The sequence below is a fragment of the Variovorax sp. M-6 genome (genome assembly GCF_052114385.1).
GTDB lineage: Bacteria > Pseudomonadota > Gammaproteobacteria > Burkholderiales > Burkholderiaceae_C > Variovorax.
The window spans coordinates 54037-72476 of sequence record NZ_JBFREQ010000034.1 but is presented as its reverse complement, the minus strand read 5'-3'; the positions used below and the strand labels follow the sequence as shown (position 1 = coordinate 72476).

The 18440-nt window shown below is 66.3% G+C and carries 20 protein-coding genes; 8 read left to right on the top strand and 12 right to left on the bottom strand.

The window, feature by feature from the left end:
• A partial coding sequence (locus AB4Z46_RS28910) for a DUF4118 domain-containing protein (protein WP_442286995.1) occupies positions 1-287 on the bottom strand: 287 nt, incomplete at its 3' end.
• A 195-nt stretch (positions 288-482) separates the two neighbouring features.
• Here AB4Z46_RS28910 and AB4Z46_RS28905 point away from each other — a divergent pair.
• On the top strand, positions 483-671 hold the full coding sequence (locus AB4Z46_RS28905; RefSeq protein WP_442286994.1) for a DUF2970 domain-containing protein: 189 nt from the start codon (positions 483-485) through the stop codon (positions 669-671).
• Positions 672-804: 133 nt separating this feature from the next.
• Here the strand turns inward: AB4Z46_RS28905 and AB4Z46_RS28900 are convergent, their stop codons facing one another.
• Positions 805-1332, bottom strand: coding sequence for an Rrf2 family transcriptional regulator (locus AB4Z46_RS28900; protein ID WP_442286993.1), 528 nt, complete (start codon positions 1330-1332; stop codon positions 805-807).
• A gap of 123 nt (positions 1333-1455) precedes the next feature.
• The gene (locus AB4Z46_RS28895; protein WP_442286992.1) at positions 1456-1791 is read right to left on the bottom strand and encodes a hypothetical protein; all 336 of its coding nucleotides are present in this window, start codon (positions 1789-1791) and stop codon (positions 1456-1458) included.
• Positions 1792-2025: 234 nt separating this feature from the next.
• On the opposite strand from AB4Z46_RS28895, the gene AB4Z46_RS28890 reads away from it, so the two are divergent.
• The 4 genes from AB4Z46_RS28890 (at position 2026) to AB4Z46_RS28875 (ending at position 6264) form a co-directional block, all read left to right on the top strand.
• Positions 2026-2268 carry a helix-turn-helix domain-containing protein gene (locus AB4Z46_RS28890; RefSeq protein WP_442286991.1) on the top strand — a complete coding sequence of 81 codons (243 nt, stop codon included), beginning with the start codon at positions 2026-2028 and terminating at the stop codon, positions 2266-2268.
• A gap of 2 nt (positions 2269-2270) precedes the next feature.
• Positions 2271-3608, top strand: a complete 1338-nt coding sequence (locus AB4Z46_RS28885; protein ID WP_442286990.1) for a type II toxin-antitoxin system HipA family toxin — start codon at positions 2271-2273, stop codon at positions 3606-3608.
• Between the two features lie 109 nt (positions 3609-3717).
• Positions 3718-4758, top strand: a complete 1041-nt coding sequence (locus AB4Z46_RS28880) for a MerR family transcriptional regulator (protein ID WP_442286989.1) — start codon at positions 3718-3720, stop codon at positions 4756-4758.
• A gap of 18 nt (positions 4759-4776) precedes the next feature.
• The gene (locus AB4Z46_RS28875; RefSeq protein WP_442286988.1) at positions 4777-6264 is read left to right on the top strand and encodes a carotenoid oxygenase family protein; all 1488 of its coding nucleotides are present in this window, start codon (positions 4777-4779) and stop codon (positions 6262-6264) included.
• A 72-nt stretch (positions 6265-6336) separates the two neighbouring features.
• Here the strand turns inward: AB4Z46_RS28875 and AB4Z46_RS28870 are convergent, their stop codons facing one another.
• Positions 6337-7077, bottom strand: a complete 741-nt coding sequence (locus AB4Z46_RS28870) for a GntR family transcriptional regulator (protein WP_442286987.1) — start codon at positions 7075-7077, stop codon at positions 6337-6339.
• 263 nt (positions 7078-7340) lie between these two features.
• Between AB4Z46_RS28870 and AB4Z46_RS28865 the strand changes: the two genes are divergently transcribed.
• The 3 genes from AB4Z46_RS28865 to AB4Z46_RS28855 all read left to right on the top strand — a co-directional run bounded on the left by AB4Z46_RS28865 (position 7341) and on the right by AB4Z46_RS28855 (position 10431).
• The gene (locus tag AB4Z46_RS28865; RefSeq protein WP_442286986.1) at positions 7341-8246 is read left to right on the top strand and encodes a dihydrodipicolinate synthase family protein; all 906 of its coding nucleotides are present in this window, start codon (positions 7341-7343) and stop codon (positions 8244-8246) included.
• A gap of 100 nt (positions 8247-8346) precedes the next feature.
• Positions 8347-9363 (top strand): Ldh family oxidoreductase, encoded by a 1017-nt coding sequence (locus tag AB4Z46_RS28860; protein ID WP_442286985.1) that lies wholly within the window; start codon positions 8347-8349, stop codon positions 9361-9363.
• 45 nt (positions 9364-9408) lie between these two features.
• Positions 9409-10431 (top strand): tripartite tricarboxylate transporter substrate binding protein, encoded by a 1023-nt coding sequence (locus tag AB4Z46_RS28855; protein WP_442286984.1) that lies wholly within the window; start codon positions 9409-9411, stop codon positions 10429-10431.
• A 115-nt stretch (positions 10432-10546) separates the two neighbouring features.
• Here AB4Z46_RS28855 and AB4Z46_RS28850 read toward each other — a convergent pair whose 3' ends face one another.
• The 8 genes from AB4Z46_RS28850 to AB4Z46_RS28815 are packed head-to-tail and all read right to left on the bottom strand — an operon-like array spanning position 10547 to position 18440.
• Positions 10547-11308 carry an SDR family NAD(P)-dependent oxidoreductase gene (locus tag AB4Z46_RS28850; RefSeq protein ID WP_442286983.1) on the bottom strand — a complete coding sequence of 254 codons (762 nt, stop codon included), beginning with the start codon at positions 11306-11308 and terminating at the stop codon, positions 10547-10549.
• Positions 11309-11362: 54 nt separating this feature from the next.
• Positions 11363-12064 (bottom strand): ABC transporter ATP-binding protein, encoded by a 702-nt coding sequence (locus AB4Z46_RS28845; RefSeq protein ID WP_442286998.1) that lies wholly within the window; start codon positions 12062-12064, stop codon positions 11363-11365.
• Positions 12065-12066: 2 nt separating this feature from the next.
• Positions 12067-12831 carry an ABC transporter ATP-binding protein gene (locus AB4Z46_RS28840; RefSeq protein WP_442286982.1) on the bottom strand — a complete coding sequence of 255 codons (765 nt, stop codon included), beginning with the start codon at positions 12829-12831 and terminating at the stop codon, positions 12067-12069.
• On the bottom strand, positions 12828-13817 hold the full coding sequence (locus tag AB4Z46_RS28835; RefSeq protein ID WP_442286981.1) for a branched-chain amino acid ABC transporter permease: 990 nt from the start codon (positions 13815-13817) through the stop codon (positions 12828-12830). Before AB4Z46_RS28835 ends, AB4Z46_RS28840 begins: the two co-directional genes overlap by 4 nt.
• Entirely contained in the window at positions 13818-14726 is a 909-nt protein-coding gene (locus AB4Z46_RS28830) for a branched-chain amino acid ABC transporter permease (RefSeq protein ID WP_442286980.1), read from the bottom strand.
• A 15-nt stretch (positions 14727-14741) separates the two neighbouring features.
• Positions 14742-15863: an ABC transporter substrate-binding protein gene (locus AB4Z46_RS28825; protein WP_442286979.1), complete on the bottom strand. Its 1122-nt coding sequence runs from the start codon at positions 15861-15863 to the stop codon at positions 14742-14744.
• A gap of 31 nt (positions 15864-15894) precedes the next feature.
• A complete protein-coding gene (locus tag AB4Z46_RS28820; protein ID WP_442286978.1) occupies positions 15895-16902 on the bottom strand; it encodes a zinc-binding dehydrogenase in 1008 nt (335 codons plus the stop codon).
• Between the two features lie 38 nt (positions 16903-16940).
• Complete coding sequence (locus AB4Z46_RS28815; protein ID WP_442286977.1) at positions 16941-18440, bottom strand: class I adenylate-forming enzyme family protein; 1500 nt, start codon at positions 18438-18440, stop codon at positions 16941-16943.

The following is an 18440-nucleotide window of genomic DNA, read 5'->3' as shown; positions in this document are numbered from 1 at the left end:
AAGAAGAAGTCGAAGGCGGCCACGTTGAGCATCGCGGCGAAGGCCGCCGGGCCGCGCCCGAAGCGCATCGCCACCCCGACCACGCCAAGCAGGAACAGCATCACGATGTTGACCAGCTCCAGCACGGCCGACAGCGGGGTGGCGAGCAGCGTGATCGCCACGCTGATGGCCGCCGCCCACGCGTAGCCGGGCCAGCGCGCATACGGGCGGTCGGCGTCTTCCACGCCGGGGTCGCCGCGCAGTTGCGCGAGCAGGGTGTCGGGGTCGGGGCGGGCGTGGTCGTTCATGAAGCGGGCAGGGCGCACAGGGTATCGCATCGTGGCGTGCCCGCCCGGTCATGCGCGGCGCGCCGACGCGGCCTCGCAGCGACGGCTTCGGAAAGGCCCCGGCACCACCATCTGCGACGGTCGAATCGGGGCGAACTGATTCTTTACCCGGGAGCGCTTCGGCGTCACATTGGATGGCATTCTCGTGAGGCTGCCATGTCCAATTTTCTTCGCTACCTGCGTGCCGTTCTCTGGGGCCTCATCGGCCTGGGCGGCCGCCGGGCCGACGCCGACGAGCGGGTCGACCAGGCGGGCGCGGTGCCGACGATCGCCATCGCGCTGGTGCTCGTGCTGCTGCTGGTCGTCGGCTTGATCGCGCTCGCGAAGTTCGCCGCCGGAGTCTAGATGGCCCCCACGCTCCCCCACTGCGTGTGGGTCGCTGCCCCCCGAGGGGGCCGCAGGCCGCCTTGGGGCGGCCCGGCGCCGGCCTGATCCGGCCTCCGAGCCCGCAAGGGGAAGACAGCAGGCCGCTCGCAGCTCAGCGCTTGGCCAGCAACGCGCCCATCGCGAACACCGAGTTCGGCGCATTCACCGGCGGTGGCTTGACGCGCCCGGGGAGCACCGGCACGCCGGCCTTGCGGGCCACCATCACGCCCTTGCTGATCTGCTCGTCGACCAGGCTTTGCAGCGTGATCGACTCCAGGAATTCGACCGCACGGCGGTTGACCGAATCCCACAGTTCGTCGGTGGTGCAGCGGTGCACGGCACCCGGCGCATCGGGGCGCTGGGGGCGGGTCTTCAACTCGGCCTCGTCGTCGATCGACAGGATGATCTCGGCCACGCTGATGTCCGAGGCCTTGCGGGCGAGCGAGTAGCCCCCGCCCGGCCCGCGTGTCGATTCGACCAGCCTTTGGCGGCGCAGCTTGCCGAAGAGCTGCTCCAGATAGGACAGCGAAATGCGCTGGCGCTGGTGGATGGAGGACAGGTTGACCGGGCCGGCGCGCCCGTTCAGTGCCACGTCGATCATGGCGGTGACTGCGAAGCGGCCTTTGGTGGTGAGACGCATCGATGATTCTTTCTGTGATCAGGGGCGGCCAAGTGCCGCCGGAGGGGGTCGCAGCGTGACGTGCGAAGCGTCGTACTGCAGTGTGCTGGCAACGAGGGGACAGGGCCCCCGCGTGCAGCGGGCCTAGAGCGTGAAGGCCTGGCCGCGGGGTGGCCGCTTGGGATGCTCGAGAAAGGGCGAGGCCCTGAGCGTCGGCGGCGGCTGGGGCGCCAACTGCGACACGGCCAGCGGGACGAACGGGCCCGGGCCGCCGATCAGGATTTCGCTGCAGTCGTGACGCTGTTCGTCGTGGCCGGGGGTTTCGTCCCCGGCGTCGGCCGGCGCTCCCGTGGCCGCCAGCAGTTCCTGCGCCTGCGCAGAACCGTGCTGAAGCATGCCCGATGCGCTCTGGGCGGCGGCGGCGAAGCCGAAGCAACACAGCACGAGCGCAATAACAGCAGTGACGAGCCAGCGGGGCATGAAGCGCGATTTTAACTGCCTCCCGAGAACCGGGGACGCCGTCGACCGGATGCGGATTGCTCATTTCTTGAGCAATCCGCCTTGCTCGACGAGTTCAAGCCCGTCCTGCTTGGACGCCTCTTCGTCTATTCCTTGTTCTGGTTTTTGGGAGTCCACTGTTTATCTGCAATACAAATATTTGCCAAATATCTTCATCAAAGATAATATGGATATATTCGTCAAGCAGATAATCCTATGCCCCCATTCCTCTCAAGCGCGCCCCAGCTCGGGCACCTGCTGATGTCCGCTCGTCGCCGAAAAGAGCTGACGCAAGCGGAAGCCGCCGCGCGTGCAGGCATCAGCCAGAGCCGGCTGTCGGTGCTGGAGTCGGATCCCTCCGCAATGACTGTCGCTCAGCTCCTGGCGCTGACCGCTGTGTACGGGCTTCGCGTCGCTGTGGACGACCGGCCGGACACCGCCTCCACCGCGGAGTGGTGAGGATGGGCCGAAAAAGTCATTCCCAGGCCCTGTCCCTGTGGGCCAACGGCCAGCGCGTCGGCACCTGGCGCATCCCGACCCGAGGACCGATGGAGCTGCAGTACAGCGAGGCCTGGATGAGGTCAGACCTGGGTCGGCAACTTTCGCTCTCGCTGCCATTCGGCGTCGACGCCACCCCGCTTCGGGGTGCGCGCGTGCAGAACTACTTCGACAACCTGCTCCCGGACAGCGAGCACATCCGCCGCCGCATCGCGGCGCGGTTCAAGACGGATTCACTCGAGCCGTTCGACCTCCTGAAGGCCATCGGCCGCGACTGCGTGGGAGCCCTCCAGCTCCTGGGAGAGGATGAGACCCCCCAGCGCATCGACATCATCGAGGGCGAAGCGATCGGCGACGATGAAATTGAAAAGCTGCTCGTCCAGACCGTCAACACCCCGGGCCCGGGACCGCATGCCGACGACGACGACTTCCGCATATCGCTGGCCGGCGCTCAGGAGAAGAACGCGCTGCTCCGGCACGAGGGCAAATGGATGCGGCCCCGTGGGGCCACCCCGACGACCCATATCCTGAAGCTCCCTCTGGGACTCGTGGGCAATCGACAGGTGGACCTGAGCACGTCCGTCGAGAACGAATGGCTGTGCCTGAACATCCTGCGTGCCTATGGGCTGCCCGTCGCGGAATGCGAGATTCGGACGTTCGGCCTGCAAAAAGTCCTCAGCGTCACGCGCTTTGACCGCCAACTCCACCCGAGCGGCGCGTGGTACCTCCGGCTGCCGCAGGAAGACTTCTGCCAAGCCACCGGGTGCTCGCCGCTCGAGAAATACGAAGCCGATGGGGGGCCGGGACTCGTCGAGTTGACGACGCTTCTGAAGCAGTCGACCCGCCCCGGCGACGACCTCGCGACCCTCTTCAGGTCACAAGTCCTGTTCTGGATGCTCGCTGCCACGGATGGGCACGCAAAGAACTTCAGTCTCCATCTGCAAGCTCGCGGCCTGTTTCGCCTTGCGCCGCTCTACGACGTCATATCCACGTTGCCGGCCATGGGAGCTGGTCCGAACCAGTTCAACTGGCACAAGGCGAAACTGGCAATGGCAGTCTCTGGCAAGAACCGTCACTACTTCCTGAAGGACATCCAGCGCCGGCACTTCAACGCGACGGCTCGGAAATGCTTCGGCGTCGACGCGGAGCCCATCATTGGCGACATTCTCGCGACCACGCCAGCCGTCGTCGACGAGATGTACGCCTCTTTGCCGGCAGGCTTTCCGCCGCAGGTGGGCGAACGAATCCTGGAGGGCTTGCGCGAAGCGGCCAAGCGCCTGGAGGCGATGCCTCCTGCCTGACCGACACGATCCGAGCGCGGCTTGAATGTGCCGACGCGCCGTTCGATGGAGCCGCTTGACCCTCACGCAGCGTGAGACCCTACGATCCCTTCAACTTGGAGACCCTGGCATGCAGTTGAAGATCGGCGAGCTGGCGAAGCGTACGGGGCTGACCGTGCGCGCGTTGCATCACTATGACGACATCGGTCTGTTGAAACCCTCGGCGAGGACCGACAGCGGCTACCGGCTCTACGCCCGAGAGGACATCGCGAGGCTGTATCGCATCCAGGCGCTCCAGCGCCTGGATGTGTCCTTGGCCGACATCGGCGCCATCCTGGACAACGACGAGGGCGGGCTCTGCGAGATCGTGGCCCGGCAGTTGTCGGCTCTCGAGCGCCAGATCCGACAGGCCACGGAGCTGCGCACCCATCTCTCGGCGTTGCAGACACGGCTGCGCGCCAGCGCCGAGCCGACCGTGGACGAATGGCTGGCGACGCTCGAAAGCATGGTCGCCGCACCAAGGTACTTCAGCGACGAGGAAATGGCCCGATGGAAGTCCCATGAAGGCCCGCCGGCGGACGCACTGAGGCGGGAGAAGGCCGAGCTGAGCGCCAGCCTGCAGGCCTTGATTCGCGCCGGCGCCTCGCCGGAAGGCGCCGAGGGGATTGCGCTGGCACGCCGCTGGATCGAAATCCTCCTCGAGGAGGCGAATGGCGACGAAGGCATGCTGATGAAGCTCTACGCCATGCACTGGAACGAGCCGGCGCTGCATTCGCTCACCGGCATCGGCCAGGCCGGCATGACGTTCATCTCGCATGCCATGGCCTACAGCCGCCTGGACCTGTACGCGGCCTACTGCAATGCCGACGAGATGGCGGTGCTCCGGACGCACTATGTCAAGCAGACCGATGCCTGGCCTGCCCTCATCGGCGAGATCCGGAGCCATCTGCTTCGAGGCGATGCGCCGGACAGCGCCGAAATGCGCACGCTTGCGGGTCGCTGGCTGACGCTTTCTCTGGCCAAGGCTGGAGGCGACGCAAGGCTGCATTCGAAGCTCCAGACCGCATTTCGCAACGAAGCCGCACTGCGCCTCGGCTCGGGCATCGACGCGCCGCTGGCAGCGTACGTCGACGAAGCCATCCGAAGCCTTGAACTGCAAGACGCGCGCTGAGAACACCAAGAAGAAACCATGAACCCGACCCAACCAGCCCACCCTCACTTCTTCACCGGCAACTTTGCGCCGGTCCACGAAGAGCACGACGTGCCCGCACTCGCCGTGACCGGCCGTGTCCCGGAGGAACTCTCCGGCGCCCTCTATCGGGTCGGCCCCAATCCACGGCATGCGCCGCGCGACGACAACTACCACTGGTTCTCCGGGGACGGCATGGTGCACGCGTTCTTCATCGAGAACGGGCAGGTCGCCTACCGCAACCGCTGGGCGCGCACGCCCAAATGGGAACTGGAGCACCGCGCCGGACGAGCGCTTTTCGGCTCGTTCGGCAATCCCGCGACCAGCGATCCCATCGCGCGGGGCAACAACAGCGGCACGGCCAACACGAACGTGGTCTGGCACGGCCGCCGGCTCTTCGCACTGGAAGAATCCCATCAGCCCTTCGAGCTCGACAGCCTGACGCTCGAATCCAGGGGGCACCAGAGCTTCGGCGGCCAGCTGACGGCGCGTTGCACCGCGCACCCGAAGGTCGATGCGGAAACCGGAGAGCTGCATTTCTTTGCCTACTCGCCCGAGGGCCCTGGAACCTCGGGAATGCTCTACGGGGTGATGGACCCGAACTGCAAGGTCACGCGCCTCGAGGCCTTCGATGCACCTTACGCCAGCATGGCGCACGACTTCATGCTGACGCGCAAGCACGTGCTGTTTCCCGTCATGCCGCTGACGACGAGCGTGGAGCGCGCGATGCGCGGAAAGCCGCTTCTTGCGTGGGAGACCGGGAAACGAACGCATGTGGGCGTGATGAGGCGAGACCAGCCGACCGGGACCATGCGCTGGTTCGAGGCGCAGGCCTGCCATGTGTTCCACGTGATGAATGCCTGGGACGACGGCGACACCGTCGTCGCCTATGTCATGCAGGCCGAAGTCGCGCCCGGCTTGCCCGACGCGGACGGGCGGCCCGGCAACCCGGACGCCATGGCCGCGCGCCTTTGCCGGTGGACCTTCGACCTCGCGGGCAGCGCCTCAGGGTTCCAGCGCGAGTACCTGGACGACCTGGTCGCGGAATTTCCGCGCATCGACGACCGCTACGCGGGGCTTCGAAACCGCTATGGCTTCTACACCTGCCACGCGACACCTCGTCCGAGGGACGATTCGGAGAGCGTCCTCTACGACAGCCTGGCCCGTTTCGATTTCGAGACCGGACAGCGGGACATTCATACGCTGCCGGCGGGCGACGTCGTCTCCGAACCGGTGTTCGTGCCTCGCAGCGCCGCGGCTAGCGAAGGCGACGGCTGGCTGCTGGCCGTGGTCTGGCGCGACAAGGAGCAGCTCAGCGACCTGTTGATACTCGATGCCATGGACCTCGGCGCGGGGCCGCTGGCGCTCGCCCATTTGCCTCACCGCGTTCCGTTCGGCTTTCATGGGAACTGGCGCTCCAGTGCACCCAGCTTCTCCGTCACCCACCCGATGAACGCCGACACCGCCAGCGGCAGCTGCCGGTGCTGACCTTCGGCCGTGCCTTGGGCTAGAAACGCGGACGAGCCTTGAAGGCCCGGRCGCCGCGCGCGAAGTTCGGCATCACGGCGCTTCTTCCAGCAAACGACCGACGATCGCGAGGATCTGTTCGGCCGCATCGGCGATGTGGTGCTCCAGGGCGGCCTGGGCCTTGTCGGCCTGACGGTGCCGGCACAGGGCGATCAAGGCCCGGTGTTCCTCGTGCGCCTGCTGGCGGATCGGCGCATTGACCACCTGAAACCGGAAATAGCGCTCCGACTTCTCGTGCAGCCCGCGCACGATGTTCATGGCCGCGGGGCGCCCGGCCGCGCTGTAGAGCAGCTCGTGCAACTCCCAGTTCAGGGCACCCCACTCCTCGGCGCCCGCGGTGTCCATGCGTGCGACCAGCCGTTCGGCGCGGTCGAGTTCCTCGTCCGAGACTTTCATCGCTGCCTCGTGGAAGAGCCATGGCTCGAGGCGAAGGCGAAGGTCGAAGAATTCCTGGACTTCATCCCTCGACAGCATCGAGACATAGGCACCCTTGTGGGGCAGGACGTCCACGAGTCCCTCGGAACTGAGCAGTCGAATCGCTTCGCGAAGGGGGATTCGGCTGACGCCCAGGTCGTCGGCAAGCGCTTCCTGGCGCAGTGCCGAGCCGGGGGGCAGTTCACCGGAGAGGATGCGCGAGCGCAGTTCCTCGAGCACGAGTTCAACCGCTGTCTTGCGAACCAATCGCCCCCCGGCGGTTCGTGCCGATCCGGCTGGATCGAGGGAGGCCGAAGTCGGTGGCTTTTGCACTTTGATATCCGGAAGAGGGTTCAGCATTGTGGGGGCGTCGAACTGGGGCAGGGCGCAGCGCTCGCAGGCGCATGCCAGTCCAGTGAAAAAAACCCTTGCGTTCGACAAAACTCTGGTGATCTAATAATCACATATTGTATCCAATAGCCAACCAAAAGCCTTGGAGGCGATTCATTTTTCGGCACCGTTTTTGCGTACCTTCATGAGTTGTATCCAATATATTGGCTGCATAAATTTGATCCAAACCCTCCGCCGCCTGTCGTGCGGCACCACACTGAAAGGAATTTCCAATGAGCCACATCCTCTGGACCGGCGTCTTCCCCGCCGTCACGACCAAGCTGAAGGCTGACTTCACGCTCGACATCGACGCCATCAAGGCGGGCCTCGAGCGGCTGATCGAAGCTGGCGTCGGCGGCGTGGTGATGATGGGCATGGTCGGCGAGAACGCGCAGTTGTCGCCCGAAGAAAAGCTGACCGTGCTGCGCACGGCCAAGGAAGTCGTCAAGGGCCGTGTGCCGATCATTTCCGGCCTGGCCGAAACCAACACGGCGTCCGCCGTCGCGTTCGCCAAGGAAGCCGAGAAGATCGGCGTCGATGGCCTGATGGTGTTCCCCGGCCTGACCTACAAGTCGGACGCGGCAGAGACCGTCGCGTTCTACAAGGCGGTGGCGCGCGCCAGCCGCCTGTCGATCCTGCTGTACAACAACCCGCGCGGCTACGGTGTCGACCTCACCAGTGACGTGCTCGCCGACCTGATGGAAGAGCAGACCATCGTCGCGATCAAGGAAGAGTCGTACGAGACGCATCGCATCACCGATCTGATCTCGCGTTTCGGCGATCGTCTGAACGTCGTCTGCGGCGTCGACAACCTGATCGTCGAGAGTGCAGCGCTAGGGGTGAAGTGCTGGGTGTCCGGCATGGCCAACGCGACACCAAAGCCTGCCGTCGACTTGCTCAAGCTGCTGGTCGCAGGCGACTTCGCGAAGGCCCGCAAGCTCTACGCCGCCCTCGATCCGCTCTTCTACCTCGACACCGTCGTCAAGCTGGTCCAGCACATCAAGCTCGCCGAGAACATCACCAGCGGCACGGCCGAGACCGTCAAGCCGCCGCGCCAGAACCTCGCGGGTGCCGAGCGCGAAAAAACCATCGCGATCACGAAAAAGACCCTGGCCGACCTCAAGGCCTTGGGCTACTGAAGCCACGCATGCAGAGTGTGAACACACCCGATGCGGTTGCCTCCGGTGCCAAGGCGATCGCGTCGCGAGTCCCTGTTGAAGCGAGCGGGACGATCCGTCGATGACCGACACCGTCCAGCTCTCCTTGCCCGAAGTGCACGAGCTTGCCGTGCGCGTGCTGAGGCACAACGGCATGTCCGACGCGCACGCCCAGGCGATCGCTCGCGTGATCGCTGCGGGCCAGCGCGACGAGTGCCATTCGCACGGCGTGTACCGCCTGCTGGTGACGACGCACACGTTGCGCCAGGGAAAGGTCTCGGGAACGGCGGAACCCATCGTCAGGGATCGGTCGCCGGCGATCGTCGCCGTCGATGCCCGGTTTGCGTTCTCGCAGCTGGCGTTCGAGGTCGGCAGCAAGGTCCTGGCCGCCAAAGCGCGACAGACCGGCCTCGCCGCCATGGCCATCAACAACTGCTACCACTTCTCGGCGCTCTGGCCCGAAGTGGAAGCGCTGGCAGATCAAGGGCTCGCTGCCATGGCACTGACCCCGAGCCACGCCTGGGTGGCGCCTGCGGGCGGCAGCCGGCCGGCCCTGGGCACCAATCCCCTGGCGTTCGCCTGGCCGCGCGCCGGGCATCCGCCGTACGTTTTCGACTTTGCGACCAGCGCCGCCGCGCGGGGAGACATCGAACTTCATCGCCGCAGCGGACAACCCATTCCGATCGGCTGGGGAGTCGACGCATCGGGCGCGCCGACGACCGACCCCGAGGCGGTGATCCAAGGGGGCGCCATGCTGACGTTCGGCGGTCACAAGGGGTCGGCGCTCTCCACGATGATCGAACTCATGGCCGGGCCGCTGATCGGCGACCTGACCAGTCTCGACTCGATCGCGCTGGACGCCGGGAAGGGCGGCACGCCCTGTCATGGAGAGTTGATCCTGGCCTTCGATCCGGATCGCTTCGGACTGGGTGACTTGCAGGGCGACCAGGACCGGGCCGAACGATTGTTCTCGAGCATCACGCAGCAGGGTGCGCGACTGCCGTCGCAGCGCCGTTTCGAGGCGCGTGCCCGAAGCATCGCCCACGGGGTGCAGCTGTCCCGCGCACTCTACTCGGACGTGCTGGCGCTGTTGCGCTGAACGATCCGCCACCAAGACGAAGGAGGGACCGAAAACACAAGACGCATGCACCGGCGCCGACCCCGTTCAACCCTTCACCCCTTCAACCTTCAACCTGTTCGAGTGAGCACCATGAAATTTATTCGTCTCGCGATCCTCTCGGCGCTCTGCGTCGGCGGAGCGGCCGCGGCCCTTGCCGCAGATCCCTATCCCTCCAAGCCGATGGAACTGACGGTGGCGTACCAGCCGGGCGGCGGGAGCGACAACACGGCGCGAGCGATCGCCGAAGCTGCGCGCCCGCTGTTGCCACAGCCCACCATCGTCGTCAACAAGCCTGGCGCGAGCGGGTCGATCGGCTGGTCGTATGTCGCAACGGCCGAACCGGACGGCTACAAGCTCGTGCTGATGACGCCAGAGATGCTGGTCGTGCCGCTGATGGGCATCGGCAAGACGACGGTCGAGGACTTCCAGCCGGTCGCCCGTTTCACCGACGATCCGTCGTCGATCACGGTGCGTGCGGATGCGCCGTGGAAGACCATCGAGGAGTTCATGGCCTATGCGAAGGCGAACCCGACGAAGGTCGCGATCAGCAATGCCGGCAACGGCACGATTCCGCACATGGCCGCCGCCGCCCTCGGCGACAAGATCGGCACGACCTTCACGCACGTTCCCTACCAGGGCTCGGCGCCGGCCATCCTGGGGCTGCTGGCCGGGGACGTGCAGGCGACGACCGTGGCTTATGCCGAACTGCGACCCCACGTCGAAAGCGGCAAGCTCAAGACTCTGGCCGTCATGTCGGAAAAGCGGGTGCAGGGTCTGGACGCCGTGCCGACCTTCAAGGAGAAGGGCGCCGACCTGCAGTTCAGCGTCTGGCGTGGCATTGGCCTCCCGAAGGCGACGCCCAAGGCCGTGGTCGAGCAGTGGCGCCAGGTTGCGCACAAGGTGATCGACGACAAGGCGTTTCAGGCCACGATCCAGAAACAGAACCTGACCCTCGCGTATGCCGATACGCCTGAGTTTTCGGCAGCGATTTCCCGCCAGGCCGAGGCCTTCAAGAAGCTGGCGCCCAAGCTGGATCTGAAGCAATAGCGGTCAGGCGTTCCCGCATGAAGACGGGATCATGGCGGGCAACGCCCTGCACGGGTGCCGACGTTTCCGTTGCCGAGCTTCCAGGTGCGGCATCCGCGGCGCCGCGCGGGACCGGTCAGATGCGCTGCCCCCCGCTCGCATCGATGCGCTGGCCTGTCACCCAGCGACCGGCGTCGCTCACCAGAAAGGCGATCACGTCGGCGATGTCTTCGGGCTGGCCCACTCGCCGCAAGGCGATCGTCTGCGCCAGCGCCTGGCTGCGCACCGGGTCTTGCGCCCCCGGGTTCATGTCGGTCGCGGTGGCGCCCGGCAGCACGGCATTGACCGTGATGCCGCGCGGTCCGAAGTGCGCGGCCAGCATCAGCGTCAGGGCCTCCAGGCCCGCCTTCGCGGCTGAATAGGCGACCATTTCCGGGTAGGCCACGCGCGTGCCCATCGACGACACATTGACGATGCGGCCCCCATCGCGCAGCCGCGGCGAGGCGTACTTGATCAGGAAGAACGGCGACTTCAGGTCGACCTGCAGCGTTTCGTCCAGCTCGGCCTCGCTCACGTCCTCGATCACCGCCCGCGTGCCCGCACCGGCGTTGTTGACCAGGATGTCGAAGCTGGTCGAGCCGAATCGACGCTGCAGCTCCGGATCCAGCTGTTCATAGAAATGGCGCGGCCCGGCCGCGTCCGAAAAATTCGCCTGCAGGGCAAAGGCCGAGCCCCCGTGGGTCTCGATCTGCCGCACGACGTCGTCCGCCGCTGCCTGGCTGTTGCGATAGTGGACGACCACCGTCGCACCACTGGCCGCGAGGCGCAAGGCCGTCTGCTTTCCGATGCCCCGGCTCGCACCGGTCACCACCGCGATCTTTCCGTTGAGTCCGCTCATTTCTTGCTTCCTGTCAGATAGAGATAACGGGCAACCACGCCCCCAAGACTTTGCTTATCCACCGAGATACGCCGACGCCACGCGCTCGTCGTTGACCAGATCGCGCGCCGTTCCTTCGAGCGCGACGCGGCCCTGGTCCAGGACATAGGCATAGTCCGCCGTGCGCAGCGCCAGGCGCGCGTTCTGCTCGACCAGCAGTACCGCGACGCCGGTCGCCCGGATCGACGCGATCAGTTCGAAGATGCGCGCGACGACCTTCGGCGCCAGCCCCAACGACGGCTCATCCAGCAGCAGGAGGCGTGGCGACCCCATCAAGGCGCGCGCGATGCAGACCATCTGCTGTTCGCCGCCGGACAACGAACCGGCCGCCTGGTTGCGGCGCTCCGACACGATCGGGAACAGGTCGCCGACATAGGCCACTCGCTTGTCGAAATCGGCCCGCGACAGGTTCAAGGCACCGGCACGCAGGTTCTCGAGCACGTTCATGTCGCCGAACAGCTGCCGGCCCTCGGGCGACTGGGCCACCCCGGCGCGCACCACTTCGTGCGGTGCCAGGCCCCCGATCTCGGCGCCGTCGAACAGGATGCGGCCCGCGCTGGGCCGATACAGGCCGGAGATGGTGCGCAGCAGCGTGGTCTTGCCGACGCCGTTGCGCCCGAGGATGGTCACCAGGCCCCCTTCGGGCACCTGGATGGACACGTCCTCGAGGATCGGGCGCCCGCCGAGTCGTACGCCGAGCTTCTCGACTTTCAGCAGGCTCACGTGTCGTCTCCCAGATAGGCCGCGCGCACCGCGGCATCGGCGCGGATCGCCGCCGGTACGCCCTCGGCGATCTTGCGGCCGCTGTCGAGCACGACGATGCGGTCGCAGATGCGCATCACCATGGGCATGTCGTGTTCGACCAGCAGGATCGTCAGGCCGCCGTCGCGCAAGGCTCTCAGGCGGGTGGCGAGTTCAGCGGTTTCGGTGTCGTTCAGGCCGGCGGCAGGTTCGTCGAGCAACAGCAGCGTCGGCTGCAGCGACAGCGCACGCGCGATCTCCAGGTGCTTCTTCTGCCCGTACGCCAGATTGCCCGCGGGCTGGTCCGCATACTCGAGCAGATCGAAGCGTTGCAACGCGGCGAGCGTCGCTTCGGCAATCGCCTCGTCACGCTTGCGTCCGAGCTGCGGGATCAAGGTACCGAGCAGCGAGATGCCGATGCGGCCGATGGCGCCGGCGGAAACGTTGTCGAACACCGTGATGTCGGGGAAGATCCTCAGGTTCTGGTAGGTGCGCGCGATGCCGAGCCGGGCAATGCGCGCCGGGTCGAGCCCGGCGATCCGGCGGCCGTTGAAGGCCACGCTGCCGGCCGTCCGCGGAATGGCCCCGGCGATGCAATTGAACAGGGTGCTCTTGCCGGCCCCGTTGGGCCCGATCAGGCCCACCAGTTCGCCGCGCTGGACCTCGAATGTCACCTCGTCGACCGCGCGCAAGCCCTGGAAGTGCTTGGCCAGACCTTCAACCCGCAGCAATGGTTCGCTCATCGTGGTGGCCCTCTGCGTGACCACGGGCTGCGCGGCATGTCGCGCCGGAACAGCGCCAGGGCGCGGACCTCGCTGAACAGCCCGCGGGGCAGGAACAGGATGGAGAAGAACAGCAGCAGGCCGAAGGCGAAGGCGCGCAGGTTGCCGATCTCGCGCAGCGCCTCTGGAAGCAGCACCATGACCAGGCCGCCGATGATCGCGCCCGGCAGGCTGCCGATGCCCCCGACGATGACGCCGGTCAGCACCAGCGCGGCCTCCAGCAGCACGAAGTTGTCGGGCCCGATGAACTGGTTCGAGTGGGCGTAGAGCGCGCCGGCGGCACCCATGATGGCCGCGTGCAACGCATAGACCTGCACCCGCAGCCAACGCGTGCGCAGCCCGAGCGAGCGGGCGCATTCCTCGTCCTCGCGCACCGCGCGCACCGCATTGCCGTAGAACGAGTGCATCACGCGGTGCATGATGAACAGCGCGATCAGGCAGAACACCGCGGTGACGTAGTACGACTCCAGCCAGTCGCCCACGGCGTGGCCGAAGAAGCGCACCGGCGGAATGCCGCGATAGCCCATCGGGCCACGGGTCAGGTCACCCCAGTTCAACACCGTCGTGTGAAACGAGATCGCCAGCGCCATCGTTGCAACCGCGAAGAAGATGCTGGTCAGCCGCACCAGGGCGAAGCCGAAGATCACCCCGACGATGGTCGTCAGCGCGACCGCGGCCGCGAGATCGACCATGAAGGAGGTGCCCTGGGTGACCGAGAGGATCGCTGCCGTGTAGGCACCCAGGCCGTAGAAGACCACGGTGTCGAGCGCCAGCAGCCCGGCGGTCCCGGTGAGCAAGTTGAGCGCACCGGTCAGCACGATGGTGATCAGCACCAGTTGCGCGAGCCGACCCACATAGGGGCTGCCGGCCCAGCTCAGGAGGGCAGGAACCACGGCCAGGAGGAGGATGGCGAAAGCCAGTCCGAGCGGAATTCGGATCTTCTGCATTTAGGCGCGCCTCCGGCCGAACAGGCCCTGCGGCAGCAAGAGCAGCGTCAGAAGCAGCATCACGTAGGCGACCATTTCAGTCCAGGCACTCGGCAGGAAGATGCCTGCGGTGGCCTCGGCGAGGCCGATCAGGATGCCGGCGATCACCGCCCCCGGCAGGCTGGTGAGGCCACCGATGACCATCGCGACGAAAGCCTTGATGACGACCGTCAACCCCATGAACGACTGGACATTGCCGTAGGCCAGCGAGACGACCATGCCGGCCACGGCACCGAGCAGCGAGCCGACGATGAACACGGCGACGATCACCCGATTGATGTCGATACCGGAGAACTGCGCGCCGACCAGATTCGACGACACCGCGCGGATCGCGATCCCGATGCGCGTGCGATAGAGCAGGAACTGCAGCGCAATCAGCATCACGACTGACACGATGGCGATCACCAGTTCGCCGACCGACAGGTGCACGCCGCCGAACGCCACCGGGGTGCTCAGCAGGTACTCCTGCGGAATGGCGAGCCATTCGCCGTGATAGATCTGGTCGAGGACCTCGCGCACGATCAGGCCGAGCGCGAACGAGGACAGCAGCGTCGCTTCGCGCACGGCGCGCGACTTGAGCGACGCTTCGTCCGTGAACTTGCGAAACGGCCGGAACGCGGCGCGCTCGATCGCCCAGCCGAACACCACGCCGACGAGCAGCACCAACGGGACGATGGCCAGCAGCGGCAGCTTCAGCGCCGTCGCCCCGATCAGGGTCGCGAACGCCCCCATCGTGTAGACCTCGCCATGCGCGAAGTTCACCGCCGAGAGCACGCGGTAGATCAGGGTCAGGCCGATCGCGACGATCGAGTAGGTCATCCCGACGCTGGCGCCGATGACGAGCTGACCGAGGATGAAGGTGTCGAACATCGTGCCGTTCGGGACTCAGTCGATGACCTTGGTCGCGCCGTTCTGGATGACGCCGTGCAGCAGCTTGAACTCCCACTCGCGGCTGGCCGGGTCGTACTTGATCTTGCCGAAGATCCCGTCGAAGACCCGGATGTCGTCGAGACCCTTGCGAATCGACTCGCGCGTCACGTTGGGATACTGCTTGGCCGCGATGGTCATCATCATCATCGCGGTGTTGTACGAGTTGGACGCGAACGGATCCGGCAGGCGGCTGTAGCGGGCGCTGTAGCGCTTGTAGAAGTCGGTCAGCTCCGGGCCGAGCACCGGGTTCGTCTGCACCGTGACATGCGTCCCCTCGATGGCATCGGCGCCGGCCAGCCGCGCCAGGTCCGGCGTGTCGTCGGCCGCGCACACATAGACCGGGGTCTTGATGCCCATCTGCCGCAGCTGCTTGAGCATCAGCGCCGTTTGCGGCGCAAAGGCGCCGATGTAGATCCAGTCCGGGTTCTCGCGCACCGCCTTCTGCAGCGCCTGCCGGAAGTCCTGCGCGTCAGGGCGCACGAACTCCTCGAACACCACCTTGCCGCCCGTGGCCTCGAACGCGCGCTTGGTCAGCGAGATGTTGGCATTGCCGTAGTCGTTGGGGATGCCCAGCATCGCGATCTTGCGTGCGCCCAGCTTCTGGAGGGCGGCGCCGTTGAAGGTCCCCTCCTGGCTCTGCACCAGGCTCTGGCGGAACACGTACGGCCCGACCTTCGTCACGTCGGGGTGCGACGAAATGGGCGTGATGTTGACCAGCTTCGCCTGGTTGTAGATGGGGCCCGCCGCGAGCGTGACGGTGGACGACCAGCTACCGATCACCGCCTGGACCGACTTGTCCTCGATGAACTTCCTCGCGATGTTGATGCCGTCGTCGGCGCGTCCCTGGTCGTCCTCGCACTGGATCGAGAACTTGATGCCGTTGGCCTGCGGCGACTTCTGGAACTCGTCGATGGCCATCTCGAAGCCCGACTGCATGCTCTTGCCGAAGATCGCCAGCTGGCCGGTCAGCGGTGCATAGCAGCCGAACTTGACTTCCTTGGCCTGGGCGTTCGCCTCGGTCGCCCCGAAGGAAAGTGCCGCGACGATCAGGGCCGACAACTGAAAAGCATGCTTCATGGTGGACTCCGGGAGTTCGTTGAAAGTCGATTCAGGGTGCGACGATGACCTTGCCGAACACGCTTCGTTCGTCAAGGCGGCGGAAGGCGGTGCGCGCTTCCTGCAGGGGCAGCTTCTGGTCGATCACCGGCTTCAGCTTGCCGCTGCGCACCAGGGCCAGCAGCGCATCCAGGTCCGATGGCAGCCAGCCGTTGGAGCCCACGATGTTCAGCTCGAAGGTCCAGATGTAGCGGATGTCTTCCTTCGGATCGAAGCCCGCGGTCGCACCGCAGGTGAGCAGCCGGCCGCCGTTGCGCAGGCAGCGCAGGGACGGAACCCAGGTGTCGCCGCCGGTGAAGTTGACGACCACGTCCATGCCGCTGTCGCCGCCGAAGAACTTCGGCTTGCCGTAGCGGCGATGGATCTCCTTCATGAAGTCGTCGCTCTTGTAGTTGATGCCGTCGTCGGCGCCGAGCGCCTTCAACTGCGCGAGCTTTTCCTCGCTGGAGGCCGCGACCACGACATGCGCGCCGGCCAGCTTGGCGAGTTGCACGCAGCAGGTGCCGACGCCGCCCGAGGCGCCGAGGATCAGGACCTTCTCGCCCTTGGCGATCTTGCCGCGCGCGACCATCATCCGGTAGGCGGTGCCGTAGGCCACCGGCAGTGCGGCCGCCGCCTCGAAGGAGACATCGTCGGGCAGGGGGATCAGCTGCGAGGCATCGACCTTGACCCGTTCGGCCAGGCCGCCGTCCTGCGCCTCGCCCAGGAGCTTGCCGAGCTTGCGATTGATCGGGTCGACCATCACGCGGGCGCCGACCTTCCAGCCCGTGACCTCAGGGCCGAGCGCGGCGATCTCGCCCGCGACGTCGATCCCCATGATCAGCGGCATGCCGAGCTTGATGCCGGGCATGCCCCGGAGCGTGAAGAGGTCGTGGAAGTTGAGCGAGCAGGCGCCGACCTTGAGCACCACCTCGCCGGGGCCCGCCACCGGTTCGGGCCAGTCGGCCTCGAAGGTGATGTCGTCGATCTCTCCATGACCTCGAATGACTTGAGCTTGCATGATTTCCCTCTGCAGGTTTGAAGTGGATGCGCCGCCGATCAGCGCCGGAACTGGGCCGCCGCGCTGGCGATCAGTGCCTTGCGGTCGACCTTGTTGGTGCCGGCCAGCGGCAGGTGGTCGACGAAGGCGACGAATCGCGGGTGCTGGTAGGCCGGAGCGTTGGCCAGCGCGAACTGCTTGATCTCGTCGACCGTGGGTGCGGTTCCGGGCACCGGCACGATGAAGGCGACCGGCAGCTGGCCCTTGATCGCGTCGGCCAGCGGCACGATGGCGCATTGCGCGACGGCGGGATGCCGTTCGAGCATCTTCTCGACCTCGCCGGGATGGATGTTCTCGCCCCCGCAGATGAACAGGTCGTCGTCGCGGCCCACGAAGAAGAAGAAGCCGTCGGCATCGCGCCGCATCACGTCGCTGGTGTTGTACCAGCCGTTGTCGACGCGCTTCGCGGTCGCTTCGGGCAGGTTCAGGTAGCCGGGCATGAGCAGGCGGCTGCGCAGCCACAGCACGCCTTCGTTCTCGCTCGGCCCTCCGACCAGCTTCCATTCGATCTGCGCCACCGGGTAGCCCAGCGAGAGCTTGGGCCGAGGCCGCCCGTCGGGATGCGGCCCGAAGACCAGCGGGCCGCTCTCGGTGCTGCCGTAGCCGTTCATCACGCGGGCGTTCGGAAAGACCTGCGCCATGCGATCGAACAGGGCATCGGTCGAAGGCGCCGAGCCCGTGAAGATCGATTCGACGTGCGACAGATCGAGGCCGGCGATGGTCTCGGTCTCGTTCGCCGCCAGCGCCAGCATGGTCGGCACCGAGGTCAGCACTTCGCAGTGCTGCGCCGCGGCCGCCTGCAGGTAGGCCCGCCCCGAGAAGCGGCACAGCAGCACGACGGTACCGCCCGCCACCGTGGTCAGCAGGCACATCAGCAGGCCGTTCATGTGGAAGAGCGGGGCCGCCACCAGGACCCGCTTGCCGCGCATCGGCGGTCCGCTGGCGACGAGGAGATCGACGCCCCACACATAGCTGCCGTGGGTCAGCGGCACGCCCTTGGGCTGGCCGGTGGAGCCCGAGGTGTAGAGGATGGCCCCGAACTCGTCGTCACGCATGACGGGCGAGCTGTGTGCACCGGGATCGAGAAACCCTGCCCATTCGCCGGGCTCGTCGAGCCTCACTGTCGGCAGGCTGGCGTCGACGAGGTGACGCCGTTCGCCGTCCACGAACATGAGGGCGATCGCGGAGTCGCCTTCGATGTGGGCGATGGTCTCGCGCGTCAGCTTGAAATTGATCGGAACCGCGACCATGCCCGCGCGCATGATCCCGATGAACGCGATCAGATAGTCGGCGCTGTTGGCGGCCAGCAGCCCGACCCGTGCGCCACGCGACAGGCCGCGCCGGAGCAGGCCGCGCGCGACCCCGTCCGCATCGGCATGCAGTTGCGCGTACTCGATCACGCGCTCGCTGCCGTTGGCGGCGATCTCGACCAGCCACGGTGCGTCGCGCACTGCGTCGCGGGCGATCACCTCGCCCAGGTTGTGGTGAGGAACCGGCAT